This window comes from Stenotrophomonas sp. SI-NJAU-1, assembly GCF_020883215.1.
In the GTDB taxonomy this organism is placed as follows: domain Bacteria; phylum Pseudomonadota; class Gammaproteobacteria; order Xanthomonadales; family Xanthomonadaceae; genus Stenotrophomonas; species Stenotrophomonas indicatrix.
Genome location: NZ_CP086598.1, coordinates 3,164,228 through 3,179,542 on the forward strand (window position 1 = coordinate 3,164,228; position 15,315 = coordinate 3,179,542).

Annotated in this window: 16 protein-coding genes; 9 read left to right on the forward strand and 7 right to left on the reverse strand. The window is 67.9% G+C overall.

Annotated features, from left to right (window positions below; all coding sequences use genetic code 11):
- The first annotated feature begins 79 nt into the window (after window positions 1–79).
- The 3 genes from LMF57_RS14540 to LMF57_RS14550 all read left to right on the forward strand — a co-directional run bounded on the left by LMF57_RS14540 (window position 80) and on the right by LMF57_RS14550 (window position 2,159).
- A complete protein-coding gene (locus tag LMF57_RS14540) occupies window positions 80–1,441 on the forward strand; it encodes an Hsp70 family protein (RefSeq protein WP_229290099.1) in 1,362 nt (453 codons plus the stop codon).
- A gap of 275 nt (window positions 1,442–1,716) precedes the next feature.
- Window positions 1,717–1,965, forward strand: coding sequence for a YkgJ family cysteine cluster protein (locus tag LMF57_RS14545; RefSeq protein ID WP_229291395.1), 249 nt, complete (start codon window positions 1,717–1,719; stop codon window positions 1,963–1,965).
- 11 nt (window positions 1,966–1,976) lie between these two features.
- On the forward strand, window positions 1,977–2,159 hold the full coding sequence (locus tag LMF57_RS14550; RefSeq protein WP_025879072.1) for a hypothetical protein: 183 nt from the start codon (window positions 1,977–1,979) through the stop codon (window positions 2,157–2,159).
- A 49-nt stretch (window positions 2,160–2,208) separates the two neighbouring features.
- On the opposite strand, the gene LMF57_RS14555 is transcribed toward LMF57_RS14550, so the two are convergent.
- The 3 genes from LMF57_RS14555 to LMF57_RS14565 are packed head-to-tail and all read right to left on the reverse strand — an operon-like array spanning window position 2,209 to window position 4,199.
- Complete coding sequence (locus LMF57_RS14555; protein ID WP_032977119.1) at window positions 2,209–3,087, reverse strand: DUF4097 family beta strand repeat-containing protein; 879 nt, start codon at window positions 3,085–3,087, stop codon at window positions 2,209–2,211.
- Window positions 3,088–3,099: 12 nt separating this feature from the next.
- A complete protein-coding gene (locus LMF57_RS14560; RefSeq protein WP_117310987.1) occupies window positions 3,100–3,624 on the reverse strand; it encodes a hypothetical protein in 525 nt (174 codons plus the stop codon).
- On the reverse strand, window positions 3,621–4,199 hold the full coding sequence (locus LMF57_RS14565) for an RNA polymerase sigma factor (RefSeq protein ID WP_032977116.1): 579 nt from the start codon (window positions 4,197–4,199) through the stop codon (window positions 3,621–3,623). The genes LMF57_RS14560 and LMF57_RS14565 overlap by 4 nt, the downstream gene beginning before the upstream one ends.
- Window positions 4,200–4,325: 126 nt before the next feature.
- On the opposite strand from LMF57_RS14565, the gene LMF57_RS14570 reads away from it, so the two are divergent.
- Entirely contained in the window at window positions 4,326–4,505 is a 180-nt protein-coding gene (locus LMF57_RS14570; RefSeq protein WP_117310988.1) for a hypothetical protein, read from the forward strand.
- A gap of 35 nt (window positions 4,506–4,540) precedes the next feature.
- Window positions 4,541–5,134: a mechanosensitive ion channel family protein gene (locus LMF57_RS14575; RefSeq protein WP_025879067.1), complete on the forward strand. Its 594-nt coding sequence runs from the start codon at window positions 4,541–4,543 to the stop codon at window positions 5,132–5,134.
- Between the two features lie 600 nt (window positions 5,135–5,734).
- On the opposite strand, the gene LMF57_RS14580 is transcribed toward LMF57_RS14575, so the two are convergent.
- Together LMF57_RS14580 and LMF57_RS14585 are read right to left on the reverse strand one after the other, a co-directional pair.
- Window positions 5,735–6,001 (reverse strand): DksA/TraR family C4-type zinc finger protein, encoded by a 267-nt coding sequence (locus LMF57_RS14580; protein ID WP_025879161.1) that lies wholly within the window; start codon window positions 5,999–6,001, stop codon window positions 5,735–5,737.
- 158 nt (window positions 6,002–6,159) lie between these two features.
- Window positions 6,160–6,717 (reverse strand): DUF2058 domain-containing protein, encoded by a 558-nt coding sequence (locus tag LMF57_RS14585; protein WP_033831722.1) that lies wholly within the window; start codon window positions 6,715–6,717, stop codon window positions 6,160–6,162.
- 61 nt (window positions 6,718–6,778) lie between these two features.
- Here LMF57_RS14585 and LMF57_RS14590 point away from each other — a divergent pair, with 61 nt between their 5' ends.
- From LMF57_RS14590 to LMF57_RS14600, 3 genes are all read left to right on the forward strand, one after another.
- Window positions 6,779–7,279, forward strand: a complete 501-nt coding sequence (locus LMF57_RS14590; RefSeq protein ID WP_229290100.1) for a M48 family metallopeptidase — start codon at window positions 6,779–6,781, stop codon at window positions 7,277–7,279.
- Window positions 7,280–7,325: 46 nt separating this feature from the next.
- Window positions 7,326–8,024: an RNA pseudouridine synthase gene (locus LMF57_RS14595; protein WP_025879164.1), complete on the forward strand. Its 699-nt coding sequence runs from the start codon at window positions 7,326–7,328 to the stop codon at window positions 8,022–8,024.
- A gap of 177 nt (window positions 8,025–8,201) precedes the next feature.
- A complete protein-coding gene (locus LMF57_RS14600) occupies window positions 8,202–9,770 on the forward strand; it encodes a phospholipase D family protein (RefSeq protein WP_229290101.1) in 1,569 nt (522 codons plus the stop codon).
- Between the two features lie 3 nt (window positions 9,771–9,773).
- Here LMF57_RS14600 and LMF57_RS14605 read toward each other — a convergent pair whose 3' ends face one another.
- Window positions 9,774–10,853 (reverse strand): HDOD domain-containing protein, encoded by a 1,080-nt coding sequence (locus LMF57_RS14605; protein WP_117310993.1) that lies wholly within the window; start codon window positions 10,851–10,853, stop codon window positions 9,774–9,776.
- A 272-nt stretch (window positions 10,854–11,125) separates the two neighbouring features.
- On the opposite strand from LMF57_RS14605, the gene LMF57_RS14610 reads away from it, so the two are divergent.
- A complete protein-coding gene (locus LMF57_RS14610; protein WP_025879167.1) occupies window positions 11,126–12,223 on the forward strand; it encodes a Glu/Leu/Phe/Val dehydrogenase dimerization domain-containing protein in 1,098 nt (365 codons plus the stop codon).
- An 82-nt stretch (window positions 12,224–12,305) separates the two neighbouring features.
- On the opposite strand, the gene LMF57_RS14615 is transcribed toward LMF57_RS14610, so the two are convergent.
- The gene (locus tag LMF57_RS14615; RefSeq protein ID WP_229290102.1) at window positions 12,306–15,143 is read right to left on the reverse strand and encodes an autotransporter serine protease; all 2,838 of its coding nucleotides are present in this window, start codon (window positions 15,141–15,143) and stop codon (window positions 12,306–12,308) included.
- Window positions 15,144–15,315 lie beyond the last annotated feature (172 nt).

The following is a 15,315-nucleotide window of genomic DNA, read 5'->3' on the forward strand; positions in this document are numbered from 1 at the left end:
CCGAGGCAGGCACCGGAACTTGCAGCGCGCGGCAAACTCCAGCAGAGTGCGCGGCCCCTGATCGTCCCCGGACCTCCCCATGCGCCTCGGCATCGACTTCGGTACCAGCAACTCCGCCGCCGCCATCGTGCGTGATGGGAAGCTGCTGCCGATCCGCTTCGGCGAGGCCGAGCAGTTCCGCACCAGCGTGTACTTCCCCGGCGTGGTGCCCGACCCGGACGATTTCCAGCTCGACGCCGCGCAGGAACACGAACTGCAGCAGCTGATCGACAGCGCCGCCCGTGCAGCCCGCGCCGCTGGCCAGGAGCGCACGCCACAGGCCCTGCGCCGCGAGGCACTGCGCGCCCTGCGCCGGGAATGGATGGAGGCTCGCGCCGGAAAGGAACGCAGCGCCAGCGATCTGCTGCAGAACGCCGTCTATGGCGACGACGCGCTGGAAGCGTATTTCGAGGAGCACGAAGGCAACCTCGTGCAGAGCCCGAAGTCCATGCTCGGCTACAACCTGCACCCACGCGCGCGGCAGACCATCACCGGCATTGCCGCGCACATCCTCGAACACATCCGCTTGACCGCCAGCGCCCAGCTCGGCCAGCCGCTGCGCAGCGCCCTGCTCGGCCGCCCGGTGCAGTTCCGCAGCTCGATCGGTGAGGCCGGCAACGACCAGGCCCTGGACATCCTGCGCGAAGCGGCCAGCCAGGCCGGCTTCGACCACATCGATTTCCTTGAAGAGCCTGCCGCCGCAGCGATGCATTACCACGCTGAAAGCCGCGATCGCCATCAGGCGGTGATCGTCGATATCGGCGGCGGCACCACCGATATCGCGCACGCCGAAGTGGGCGGCAGCCAGGCCCCGCGCATCCACCGTGCCTGGGGTATTGCCCGCGGCGGCACCGATATCGACCTGGCCCTGAGCCTGTCCGGCTACATGCCGCTGTTCGGCCGCGGCATCACCCGCGTGCCCACCCACCACTACGTGGAAGCGGCCACCGTGCAGGACATGACCCGCCAGCGCGAGTTCCGCCAGCACAACTACGACAACGTCGACGCGCCGTGGGGCGCGCGCCTGCAGGCGCTGCAGGACACCGGCAACACAGCCCGCCTGTACCGCGATGTCGAGCGCGCCAAGATCGCCCTCAGCGGTGCCAGCGAACACCGCAGCACGCTGGATTACATCGCCCGCGACCTGCACGTGGACAACAGCGCCGACGGCCTGGCCGCCGCCGCCCATGGCTACCTGACCCAGATCCGCGAACTGCTGGCGCAGGTCCGCAGCGACATCGGCGGCGACCCTGACGCGGTGTTCCTGACCGGCGGCATGTCCCGCGCCGGCTACCTGCGGCAGGCCGCTGCCGAGGCGTTCCCGGGCGCCCGGATGGTGCACGGCGAGCCCTCGCTGGGGGTCGTCCAGGGCCTCGCGCTGGCGGCAGCCAGCCGGGATTAACAAAACGTTACGCGGTCTGAGCTACCCTTGGCCGGCTGGAAAACCGCTGCACCTTCCGCTGGCCTCGCCGGTGTGTGTACCCATGGTGCAGCCTGACCCGCCCAGCGGGTCTGGCGACCATGCCCTCTGGCTCGATCATGGTCCGCGTATTACCCGAGCCGCCATCGAGACCCGCTTTGGGCACCCGCCAGGCCCCTGTGGCCGTACAACCTGACGCTGAACCAGCACCCATCGACTGCCGCCGTTGTGACGCGGTCTGTTGCCGGTTGCCGGTCCTGCTGCAGCCCGGCGACCACGTGCCCGGCCAGTTCCTGTCGCGCGATGCACACGGCCGTGCCGTGATGGCGCGCAACGAGGAAGGCTGGTGCGCGGCGATCGATCCGTATCACCTGCGCTGCACGATCTATTCGCAGCGCCCGGCGATCTGCCGCCAGTTTTCGATGGGCGGCGACGACTGCCGCCGCGAGCGGCAGGACTACCTGCGCCAGGCTGAATCCTGCGCGCTTTCCTCCCCTTCCACCTGACAGGAGCAACCATGCCCCGCAAGGCAAAGACCCCCGCGAAGGCCAGCAACAGCATCCGCAGCGAACGCAAGGGCGCATCCGCCAGCACCGTGGTCAACAGCGACTCGATCGCTTCCGACCTGGCCGCGTTCCGCAAGAGCGGTGGCAAGATTGAAGTTCTCGGTACCACCTGGGCGCTGAAGAAAGCCAGCTGACCCTCCCCCGACCGCGGCGGCGCTGCCGCCGCGGCCTGCCGGGCCGCGCTCAGCGGTCCAGGCGCACCTGCACACTACCCGAGTGCGACTGCACGCGGATATCGCCGTCGCCGCTGCCCAGCCGCGCATCCAGGCTGCTGCCCGGCCCATAGCGCGGCCGCTCCACCTTGCCGGCGTCGCTGTTGATCGACCCGCTGAAGCTGTTCACTGACAGCTGCGCCGACACCGTGCGCGGCAGGCGCAGGCTGACCGAGGCACTGACCGACTCGACGTTGATGCGCCCGCCTGGCGCCAGGGCCGTCGCCGACAGGTCGATGCCTCCGGATACCGTCTCCACCACCAGGCGCTGGATGCGACCAGCATCGACGCCTACCCGGCCAGACACCGTCTGCGCCCCGATCTCCCCGGAAACGCCCCCGCCGGCCTCGATCCGGCCGCTGACGGTGTTCACGTCCAGCCGCGGGGTCTGCAACCGCGCAGTGACATTGCCGCTGACCGTGTTGAGCACGCTGTCGCCACTACGACCGGCGGCGGCAAGGTTACCGCTGACGGTATCTGCCTGCAGCCGCCGCACGTCCACGCCACTGATGTCCTGGTCGGCACTGACCGTGCTCAGCAGCAGCTCCACCGAGCGCGGCACGTTGAGGGTCAAGGTGGCGCCGCCATTGTTGCCGCGTCGCGGATACTCGATTTCCCAGCGCACCCGGTTGGCACTCTTTTCCTGGCGCAGCTGCAGGCCGTCGCTGAGCGTGCCGGTGAGCTGCACGTCATTGCGGTCCCAGCCGCGTACGGTCACCTTGCCAGCGACGTTGCTCAGTTCGATGCGGCCGCCTGCAGCAACATTGTGGCGTTCATCGACGCGTGTATCGGCCAGCGCCATGGCGGGCACCAGCAGCAGGGCCGCGCAGAGAGGGAAAAGGGTTCGCATCGGGGGGTCTCCTCAGGTTGTCAGACCGGAGGCGGCCTGGGCCGCCTGCCGGGTCAGTTCGAGCCGCAGCGCATAGGTCCGCTTGAGCTGTCCAAGCAGGTGCGGCGCACGCGGGTCCTGCGCCATCGCGGCGCGGATCTGTTCCGCGCTGCGATCCAGTTCATGCAGCGCGGGCTGCCACTCCGGCGCAGTGCCATCAGGCAGCGACGCCACTGCCTGCCGGTACTGTTCGGTCATCGCATCGGCCTGCAGCTGCAGGCCGCTGGGTGCAGGCAGCGACTCGGGCGCGTGCCGCCACGGCGCCACCGCGTAGAGCGCGAGGCTGGCTGCCAACGCCGCGCCAACCGGCAGCCACCAGCGTCGACGGGTGCGCAGTGGCAAGGCCACCACGTTGTCCAACGGCGCCTGCACGGCAACCGGCTCGCGGGGTGGCAACCGCGCCGACAGGCGTTCCCAGCCATCGGCCGGTGCGCTGCGTTCCGCGGGAAGGGCGCGCAGGCGCGCCAGCAGGTCGTGATCGGGGTCGTGCGTACTCATGTCATGTCTCCCAGGCGCGCGCGCAGCAGGCCGCGCGCGCGATGCAGCTGTGCTTTGGAACTGCCGACCGCCATCTGCAGCTGGCCGGCGATTTCATGGTGTTTCCAGCCTTCGATATCGTGCAGCACCAGTACCGCACGTGCGCGCGGCGGCAGGGTCGCCAACGCGCGTTCCAGGTCGCGTTCGGTGCCGGCGCAGCCGTCATGCACCGCCATCTCCGGCAGCCCACCGTCCACGTCGTCCAGGCTGTCATGGTCATGCCCGGCGGCACGACCGCGCAGTTCCATCAGCGCGGCGTTCACTCCCAACCGATGCAGCCAGGTCGACAGGCTGCTCTCGAAACGGAAGCCGGGCAGTGCCTTCCATGCCTGCAGGAACGCTTCCTGCAGTGCATCCTCGGCACGCGCCTGCTGCCCGCCACACAGCCGCCACAGGGTGGCAAACACCCGCGGCGCATGCTGCCGATACAGCTGTTCATAGGCAGCGGTATCGCCGGCCGCCGCTGCACGTACCAAGGCGGTTTCGTCGACGACGTCGTTGGCGGCAGGCGGCGCGGGCATGGTGGTGTCGAGCATATCCGTTGGATGCGGCCTGCCGGAAAAAGGTTTAGATCTTCCGGAGGGCTTTTCCGTTGCAACCTTTTCGCGCCTGGCTGCATCCATCACAGGTCCCCCGCAGGCCTGCCCGGCCAGGAGCCTCCCATGTCCAGCCCTTCCTGCGCCGCCCTGCTGGCGATAGCGGCCTGCATGCTGCTGCAGGCGTTCGACGTTTCCCTGCACTGGCGTGCCGAAAGCGGCCGCGCCTGCCTGCAGCAGCACAAACAGGACCTTGTCTGCCTTGCCTGGGCACAGGCGGTCGAAACGACGACACGCGCCGGGTAACATCAAGCCCCGTTTCCGTCACACGTTGTCGCCCCATGATGTTGTCGCTGAAGGACCACCTGCCCGCCTGGACCCACCCCTGGCTGCATGACATCGGGATCGCCCTGCAGATCCTGATCACCCTGCTCGCCGCCTGGCTGCTGCGGGTGCTGGCGCGGCGCCTGATCCGCCGCTTCGCCGACCACTACACGCTGCCGCCGGAAATGGTGATGGGCGCGCGCCGGATCACCAGCTTCGTGGTCTATTTCAGCGCGGTGCTGTACATCCTCAGCCTGCTCGGTGCATCGCCCTCGGTGCTGTGGACGGCCTTCACCGGTTTCGCTGCGGTGGGCGCGGTGGCGTTCTTCGCGGCCTGGAGCGTGCTGTCCAACATCTTCTGCACGCTGCTGATCTTCACCACGCGACCGTTCCGCCTGCATGACTACATCGAAGTGCTCGAGAACGGCGAAAAGCCCGGGCTGAAGGGCCGGGTGATCGACGTCAACCTGATCTACACCACGCTGCAGGAAACCGGCAACGGCCACGAGGGCACGGTGCTGCAGCTGCCGAACAACCTGTTCTTCCAGCGCACGGTGCGGCGCTGGCGCGACCCGACGCAGGCGCCCGGCGGCATCCAGGGCGACGGCTGAGGGGGTGTTCGGCAGGGCTGCGCCCTGCACCCGCAGAGGCCTTCAAACCAAGGCAACGTCAACGTCAACGTCAAAAGCCGGCATTCCGTGGGATGGCGGGGCACTGTGGGTGTGCGGGGACGCCGTGAATCCATCCCTGGAGGCTTGGTCGCGGCATCCATGCCGCTCACACCCCGCAAACCCACAGTGCCCCGCCTTCGATAATTCCCGGCTGCTGTTGGTAGGTGTCGACCTTGGTCGACACGTAGATCCACCCCACGCGTGGATGCTCTTCGATCCAATATCGAAATATTCGATTTCCATCGGAATTCATCCACGCGCAACGTGGATCCAACAGACATCAGGAAACTGCCAGAGGTGGGGCGGTGTCGGATTGCGGGGTGTCCGCGGCATGGATGCCGCGGCCAAGCCTCCAGGGATGGATTCACGGCGTCCCCGCAATCCGACACCGCCCCGCCATCCCACGGAATGCCGCTGCTGCTGTTGCTGTTGCTCTTGCTGTTGCTGTTGCTGTTGCTGTTGCTGTTGCTGTTGCTCTCAAGGTTGCCGGCCAGCGGCCGGCACTACCGCGGGTGCAGGGCGCAGCCCTGCCAAACACCCTTACCGCAGTTGGCTGTCCTTGCTGCCTCGGCGGTTGTAGCCACTCTGCGCCTGTTCCTCTTCGTCGTGCGCCTGCTGACAGTTCACGCACAGCCGTACGCCAGGCACTGCCTGACGCCGCGCCAAGGGAATCGGCGCGTCGCATTCCTCACAGTGTTCCAGACCCGGGCCCTGGCGCAGCTGGCGCCGCGCGCGGGCAATCGCATCGTCGACGGTGGCGTCGATCTGGTCTTGGACCGCGCCATCTCCGGCCCAACCGGTAGCCATGGCCATCCTCCGCAGGTGTGTCGGCTGATATGGGGACAATACACCCACGGAAAAGGCATCTGCGTCCGCAGCGCTTCAGCAACCTGAGCAGAAAAAGGGACGGAGGGGATTACGTCGTTTGTGGCAGAAACGACGTAATCCCCTCCGTCCCCTTCTTCTTACCAGACCAGGTCGTCGGGGACCTGGAACTGTGCGTAGTAGGCGTCGTCCTCGGCGTTGCCGGTGGAGATCTCGGCGCTGGAGCCGGGCGTGCCATGGTCGACGATGATGGCTTCCGGGGCGCGTTCACGCACCTTCTCCGCTGCCGCGCGTGGCAGCACCGCGTAGCCATCGCCATGGGCCACGATGACCAGCACGCCCACCGACAGTGCCTTGCGCAGCTTGGTATCGATCAACAGGGTGCGGATCACCGCGCCATCGCTGAAGCGGTACTCGTCCTCGCCCTTGTGCGGCACGGCGTGGGCGCTGATGATCTGCCTGGCCTGCGCCTTGCGCTCAGCCTGCTTGGCCTGCGCGTTGCGCTCGGCAGCGAGCGCACGGTCACGCTCGATCTTCTCGGCGCGCGCGCGTTCAGCTTCACGCTGGACCTCCGCCGACGTCGACTCGGCCTTGCCCTGGCGGGCCTTGGCCTGTTCACGCGCGGCGGCACTGGCCTGCGACTTCTTGGCCAGGCCGGCCTTGAGCAATTGTTCCTGCAGCGCGTTGGGCTTTGCCATGGTCGATACGTACCGCGTGTAATCTGGATGCCCCATTCTACCGACGCGCCGACGCCCCTGCATGGCTGTCCTGAAGTACCTCATCGGCTACCCCGAACCCCTGGTCGCCCAGGTCAGCGATCTGCTGGCACAGGGCAAGCTCGGCCCCTGGCTGCAGCAGCGCTACCCCGACCCGCATGAGGTGCGCAGCGACCGCCAGCTGTACGACTACACCCAGGACATGAAGGACCGCTACCTGCGCAAGTCGGTGCCGCTCAACAAGGTCTGCTACGACAACACGCTGGAGGTCATCAAGCATGCCTTGGGCACCCACACCGCCATTTCCCGTGTACACGGCGGCCGGCTCAAGGCCAGCCGCGAGATCCGCATCGCCACCGTGTTCCGGCAGGCACCAGCCGCCTTCCTGCGCATGATCGTGGTGCACGAACTGGCCCATCTGAAGGAGGCCGACCACAACAAGGCCTTCTACCAGCTGTGCCAGCACATGGAGCCGGATTACCTGCAGCTGGAGTTCGATACCCGCCTGTACCTGACCGAGCTGGCCAACCGCGGCCAGCGCTGAGCCGGCGTAGCGGCTACACTGCGCGCCCCCTGCCCGACCTTTCGCCATGGAACCGACCCGACTCGACAAACGCCTGTCCGCCCTGCTCGGCATCCCGCGTGGTGAAGCGCGGCGCTATATCGAGGGCGGCTGGGTCAGCGTCGATGGTGAAGTGGTGGAACAGCCGCAGCGCCCGGTGGACGAGAGCGCCAGCATCGTGGTGGCCGAGCAGGCCAGCGACAGCAAGGCCGAGCGCGCCAGCATGCTGCTGCACAAACCGGCGGGCGTGCCAGCCGATGCCCTGTGCGCGCTGATCCGTACCGAGACCCGCAGCGAACTGGATGCCAGTGACATCCGTCCGCTGCAACGGCACTTCCACGGCCTGCAGCTGGCATCCTCGCTGCCGGCCGACGACAACGGGCTGGTGGTGGTCAGCCAGGATCCGGCGGTGCTCGCGCACCTGCAGCGCAACCTGGGCCGCACCGAACAGGAGTACCTGGTCGAAGTGGCTGAAGGCGGCCCGGAACGTGGCCCGTGGCTGATGGCCCGGCTGCAGCATGAAGCAGGCGGCCCGAAGGTCAGCTGGCAGAGCGAGCAGCGCCTGCGTTTTGCAGGCAAGGGACTGACCGCGAAGGGACTGAGGACTGCGGTGACGGCTGCCGGCCTGCAGGTCGTGGCCGTACGCCGCCTGCGCATTGGCCGGGTGGCGCTGGGCCCGCTGGCCGTGGGCCAGTGGCGGTACCTGGGCAGCGACGAGCGGTTCTGAGTCACGGTGCTTCATCCGCGCATGGCGTGGATCTACCGTTGGCGCTTCATCCACGCATGGCGTGGACCTACCGGTGACAGCTCATCCACGCGTGGCGTGGATCTACCGGGGTGGCAGTTCATCCAAGCGGAGGCGTGGGTCTACCTCCATGCGTAGCCAGGATCTACCATCGGCGCCATGAGTCTGCGCAAACCCCTATGGCGACGCCTGCTGCGCGTGGCCGCGATCATCATCGCCGCCCTGCTTCTGCTGGTGCTGTCCGGCCTGCTGCTGGCCGACCACCTGGCCCCGCAGGCGCGCGGCGAAGCGTCGCAGGTACTGCCACTGCAACCTGCGCAGACGCCCATCGATCGGCAGATGATGCCCCTGCAGGCCGCCCATCCCGGGCAGTCTGGCGTCGCCTTCCTCAGCGATGGCATGGATGCGTTCGCTGCCCGCGCGATGATCACCGAGCACGCCGGCCGCAGCCTGGACCTGCAGTACTACATCTGGCACGACGACCTGATCGGCCACTTGATGGCCAAGGCGCTGTACGACGCTGCCGAACGTGGCGTGCGCGTGCGCATCCTGCTTGATGACATGAATGCCAAGGACAAGGATGCGTTGATGATGGCGCTCGATGCGCATCCCAACATCGAGCTTCGCCTGTACAACCCGTTCCGCAACCGCAGCGGCCTGGCCCGCACGCTGGAGCTGGTGCAACGCGCCTTCAGCGTGAACCACCGCATGCACAACAAGAGCTGGATCGCCGATGGCCGCATCGCGATCGTGGGTGGCCGCAACATCGGCGAGGAATACTTCAGCGCGCGCAGCGACGTGAATTTCCAGGACCTGGACCTGGTGGTGGCCGGCCCGGCCGTGCAGCAGGCCAACCAGATCTTCGACGACTACTGGAACAGCGACGCGGCGATTCCGATCTCGGCGCTGGCGACCTACACCGAGGCGCAGCTGCGCCAGCTGGTACGCCAGTCCGACCGGGAGGCCCTGCAGGCGCAGGCGCAGCCGTACGTGCAGCGCGTGGTCGAGTCGCGCCTGCGCCAGCGCCCCAGCCCGGAGCCGCTGCATTGGAGTGCGCAGGTACGGATCGTGTCCGATCCACCGATGAAGCACCACGACGATGCACACGATGACTGGCTGGTCACCGAACTGGTCCGGCAACTGCAGTCGACGCGCTACAAGGCACTGTTGATCTCGCCGTACTTCGTCCCCGGCAGCGAAGGGCTGGACGGCCTTTCGGCGATGGCCGGCCGCGGCGCCCAGGTCGGCGTGGTGACCAACTCACTGGCGGCCAACGATGTGGCTGCCGTGCACGGTGGCTACATGGGCTACCGGGTGCCGCTGCTGAAGGCCGGCGTACAGCTGTACGAACTGAAGGCGAACGGCCAGGCCGGTGACGGCAGCCTGTTCGGCAGCAGCGGCGCCAGCCTGCACACCAAGGCATTGCTGGTCGACGACCGGCGCGGGTTCGTCGGATCGTTCAACCTCGATCCGCGTTCGGCCTATCTCAACACCGAGATGGGCGTGCTGTTCGACGACCCGGCGCTGGGCGCACAGCTGCGCGCGGAATACCAGCGCCTGGCCAGCCCGGAACACAGCTGGTGGCTTGCGCTCGGCGCCGATGATGAGCTGCGCTGGCTGCAGCGCGAGCCGCCGCCGCACTGGGTCGATGCCGAGCCCGGCAGCAGCCTCGGCAAGCGCTGGACGGCACGGGTGATCAGCTGGTTGCCGCTGGAATCCCAGCTGTAACGATCAGGGGGCGTTCCCCTCGCCATCGCCGCGCAGGCTTTCGTCCAGGGTTTCCACATTGCGCCCATGCAGGCGCCGCCAGATCCAGCGCAGCGCGTGTGGCGGCGCTGCCGGCAATTGTTCCAGCAAGGCCAGCATGCGGCCCTGGCTGGCATGCCCGTGCCGGCACAGCAGGCTGGCCGCCGCAGCGGCGCTGGCCAGGCGCAGGCTGTCGGCCAGCGGACCGTCTGCATCAGGCGCCAAGGCCTGATGCACCGGTTCGGGCAGTTCCCACGCTGCTGCCACCCGCTGCGCCAACGGCAGTGACCACTGCTGCAGCAACTGCAGGGCCAGCGCGGGCTCCACTTCTTCGCCACGCACCTGTGCTTCCTGCAGCAGTTGACGCATGACCAGCGCCGCGCCCAGGCCCTGCACCAGGCCCAGCCATTGCGCGGCGAAGGCATCGCCGAAGGTGACCGTGCGGGCGTGGTCGGCAGCCGCGCGCGACGCCAGCAGCGCGTGCTCCCATATGATCGAACTGAACTGCGGGAACACCTCGCACTGCACCTGCATCACCGGCTGCACCAGCACGGCGCTGATGATCTGCCGCACCCCTTCGGTGCCGACCAGGGTCACCGCCCGCTGCAGGCTTTCCACGGGCCGCTCGTGCACCTTGTAGGCCGGGCTGTTGGCGATCCGCAGCAGGTTGCCGGTCAGCACCGGATCCTGGCCGATGATCGCCGCCATCACCCGCGCCGATGCAACGTCGTCATTGACCGTCTGGATCAGCTGCGGCAGCAGTTGCGGTCGCCGCGGCAGCTGCCGGGTAGCCCAGTCGCGGTCCTGCAGCGCGCGGTCCACCGCTTCGGCCAGACCCGATGCGCTGACCGCCGCCGGTTCGCCTGCCAAGCGCGGATACAGGGCCAGCGCGTGCAGTCCGCGCTGCAGGTGGGCGGCGACCTCGGCCGCCGGCAAGGCGTCGCCCTGCAGGCTGGCCGCCGCGGCCGCCACGGCCTGGCGGGGGGCTGCGGCCAGGCGTGCCGGGGCCTGCCCGGTCAGCTGCGACAGCCAATGGAGCACAGATCGCCACCACGCTGCGGTCATCGCCGCCCATCCTGTCGTTGTCCTGCTGCCACTGCCTGCCCCTGCGCCTTCATCACATCCGGCGACCTGCCGTCGTCGCAGCATCGGCCGCACTTTCATCTTCTTTAACCCGGGCGCGTCCGGCGTCGACGGCATATCCCGGGCGAATGGACTAGAATGGCGCCGCGCGACCCGTCCCCCTGTACCGACGACGTCGCTTTTTTTGTTTTCGGACCCTACCGTTCATTGGCAGTTCGCCGCAGTTCACCGCAGATCGCGCCATCGGAGACCCCATGCTATTCGAAACCCTCGCAACCACCGGCCACGAACAGGTGGTGTTCTGCCACAACCAGGATGCCGGCCTGCGGGCAATCATCGCCATCCACAACACCACCCTGGGCCCTGCCCTGGGCGGGGTGCGCATGCGCCCCTACGCCAGCACCGACGATGCGCTGGCCGATGTGCTGCGGTTGAGCCGCACGATGACCTACAAGAATGCACTGGCCGGTCTCAATGTCGGTGGCGGCAAGGCGGTGATCATCGGCGACCCCAAGGTCGACAAGACCGAAGTGCTGTTCCGCGCGTTCGGCCGCTATGTCGATTCGCTGGGTGGTCGCTACATCACGGCCGAGGACGTCGGCACCGACGTCAACGACATGGAGAACATCTACCTGGAGAGCCAGTTCGTCACCGGCGTGCACCAGGTCCATGGCGGCTCGGGAGATCCGGCGCCGTTCACCGCCTATGGCGCGCTGCAGGCGTTGATGGCCTCGATGCGCTTCAAGTTCGGCCATGAGGAAGTGGGCAAGACCAGCATCGCGGTGCAGGGTCTGGGCCATATCGGCATGGAACTGGTGAAGCTGCTGCGCGACCGTGGCGCCAAGCTGTACGTGACCGATCTGGACAGCGCGCTGGTGGATCGTGCAGTCAACGATTTCGGCGCCGAGGCAGTCAAGCCGGACGAGATCCACGAAGTAAACGCCGATGTGTTCGCGCCGTGCGCGCTGGAAGGCGCGATCAACGCCGACACGCTGCCGCGGATCAAGGCGAAGATCATCTGTGGCACCGCCAACAACCAGCTGTCCAGCCTGGAGATCGGCGACGAGCTGCATGCGCGCGGCATCCTGTATGCGCCTGACTACGCGGTCAACGCTGGTGGCGTGATGAACGTGTCGCTGGAAATCGACGGTTACAACCGCGAGCGCGCGATGCGGCTGATCCGCAGCATCTACCACAACCTGACGCGCATCTTCGAACTGTCGCAGCGCGAGAACATCGCCCCGCAGCGCGCGGCAGACCGGATCGCAGAAGCGCGCATCCTGTCGATCGGCAAGCTGAAGATGCCGCTGGGCCGCAGCACACCGCGCCTGGGCGACCTGCGCGGCGGCTGAGCGCCGCCCTCGGCAACCGGACGCGTGCCGACCGTGGGTCGGCACCGCCGGATGAACGCGCCGGGCAAGCCCGGCGCCATGATCAGAAACCGGTGCTGTAGCGCAGCGCCGCCTGACGTGCATCATCGCCACCCACGCGCTGGTCGATACCCAGGCTCAGGCGGCCATTGCGGCCCCACCACGATTCCAGCGCCAGGCCGAACAAGGCACTGCCACGCGGTGCGTCAACACCGGCCAACGGCGCCCAGGCATCAACGCCGACGAAACTTGCCTGCCAGGCCTGCTCACCGCCATCCAGCCGTTGCTGCCATTCGGCATGGCCGCGCAGGGTCCAACGACCCCACTTCCGCTCACCCCGCAGGCCCGCCAGCATCTGGCTGCGCTGTGCACGCGACGCCTCACCGCGCAGGCCGAAGCCGAAGCCGCCCTGCTCGCTGAAGCCATCGGTGTCCAGACGGGTGCTGCTGGCCCCCAGGTACGGTGTCAACGACGCACCGATGCGCCCGAAACGGTAGCCGCCTTCGACGCTGGCACTGCTGAAACGCCCGCCGTAACGCGCGGACACACCGTAGGCACCGGCACCCAGCAGCAACTGGCGATCCAGTTCCCGGGTGAACTGGCCGGTGCCGAACTGGGCCAGCGCATAGCCACGCCCCAGGTTCCAGCCGGCATAGAACTGCGCCTGCGCCTGGCGGTCACGCCCACGATCACCATTGAAGTTGCTGCCGCCGTTGCTGCGGGTTTCGCCAAAGGCCATGCCCAGCAGGCCGTTGCTGCCCAGTGCCACGTCCTGGCCGGCCACCCAGCCCTGGCTGTCGGCGGCGTTGCCGGCAAAGCTGCCCTGCCCGGCTTCGCCCAGCGCGCTCTGCCAGGCGCCACGCAGCTTCGGCGCAGCCTGCACGCGGTCGAAGCGCTCGGCAACCGCGCGGCGCGACATGTCCACGCTGTCGAAGGTCGATGCTTCAGCGCGCGCATGTGCTTGTCCGGACAGGCTCTCCAGGCTCGCCGACAGGCCATCGGTTCCGCCAGACGTACGCTGCAGCGCGCCTGCGGCCACGCCGAACGCCGAGCCCTGCAGATCCGCATTGCGGTCCAGCGCGGTGAAAGCCGACTGCACCCGCAGTGCCGATGCCTGTGCATTGGCGCCCAGGCCCGATGCGGCTGCCGAAACGTTGACCTGGGTCAGGTCCATCCACGCATCGTTGCTGCCATAGCCGTACTGCGCCTGCAGCAGGGTCAGGCCGTTGGCGCCAGTGTTAGCCACCGGCGTGGTGAACGTGCCGTTGATACCGCCGTTGGCATGGACCAGACCCTGGCGGCTGCCGACCTGCGGCACGTAGCCGGACACGATGCCATCGACCACCACGCCGCCGGCCAGGCGTGCGGTGCCGGTCACCTGCAGCGCGTTCACACCCAGCGCGACGATCAGCTGCGCACCCGCCTGCTGGCTGTAATTGCCTTCGATGGTCGCGGTGGTGTTGGCGTTGACCAACACCACGCTGGCGCCGTTGTCGACGTTGCCGATCACCCGCGGCGTGCCGGGCATGAACTGCAGGCCGGCCATCGAGGCACCGCCGGCACCGGAAACGCTCACGTTGGAACGGATCACGGCGCCACCGCGCAGGGCCAGGCTGCCGCGCTCGATGCGGGTCGCACCGCTGTAACTGTTGTTGCCGCTCAGCTCCAGCCGGCCATCGCCGCGCTTGATCAGGCCACCGGTGCCGGCGATGTCGTTGCTCCAGATCGAGCCCGAAGAGGCCGCGTCGACATTGACCGTGACATCGCCCCAGTCGAAGCGGCCGGGACCGTTCACCGCCTTGCCGACGTTGAGCATGCCGTAGCCGTAGATGGGATCGACGCCCGGCGCCCCGATGTCGGTGGCGGTGCCGAGCAGGGTCTGCCGCACCAGGTCGTTGTCGAAGTACGGATAGCGCTGCCAGACCAGTGCCGCTGCACCGGAGATCAGCGGTGCAGCGAAGGACGTACCGTAATTCCACAGGTACTTGCCGGTACCCGGCTCCGGGAACACCGCGCTGCCGGGAGCGGCAAGGCAATAGCGTGCGGCGTCGCCACAGGCATTGGCCCACGGCGCACGCTCACCCGGCTTGTTCGGATCGATCGCGGTGGCCACCAGCCAGCCCTTCTCCAGGTCGGCTGCCGGCAGCGATCCGCCGACGCCACGCTGGCTGGGCAGCGCAGCCACGCTGCTGGGCTGGTCGCGCCCCTCGTTGCCTGCAGCGAACACCACCAGGCCACCGTGATTGATGATGAAGGGGCGATATTCGCCCGCGACCTGCGCGGTGGTGCCGAGGTCGGTCCAGTACAGGCCGCCCCAGGAATTGTTCATCACCTTCACACCGTAGGTGATCAGGTCCTGGTGGACGCCGGCCACGCCCAGCGTGCCGCTGAAGGAGTTGCCCCTGCCACTGCCGTCATCCTTGGGCGTGGTGTCGGAAATGATGCGTGCCGAGACGATCTCCGCACCTTGGGCGATGCCGCCGGGCCAGACCCCCACCGGTGCACCGGCCGCCAGGCTGGCGACGGCCGTGCCATGGCCGAGCACGTCATCGACGTTGAGATTGTTGCGACTCGGGTCGATGTAGTTGAGGTTGGCCACCACCCGACCGTTCAACGCCTCGGCGCTGCGCAGCACGCCCGAATCGACGATGCCGATGCGCACGCCGCGGCCCGTCGCGCCAGTGGCCTGTGCGGCACGCGCGTTGGTCTGTGCCAGATGCGCATCCACGGCCGGTTCCAGCGGCTTGGACGCGGGAGGCGGGGTGACCGGGGGCGTGACTGGAGGCGTGGTCGGTGGCGGGTCGATGCGCACGTTGCTGCCGCCCCCTCCACCGCCACACGCCGACAGCGCCACCGCCAGCGCCGATGCCAGGACCGACCTTCCCATCGTCTTGCGTTCCATCGTTTCCTTCCCATGAACGTTGGCCTGCCGCCCTCCGGGCAGGCATCCAGTACTGCCCAGCGGCAGTCTTCGCCGACCCTCTATACTGGACCGACCCCCACGCAGTCTGCCGGGAAACGGCGCCGTATCCAACGCCCGTCGTCTCCTTTCCGAACATTGTTCACGCATCAAC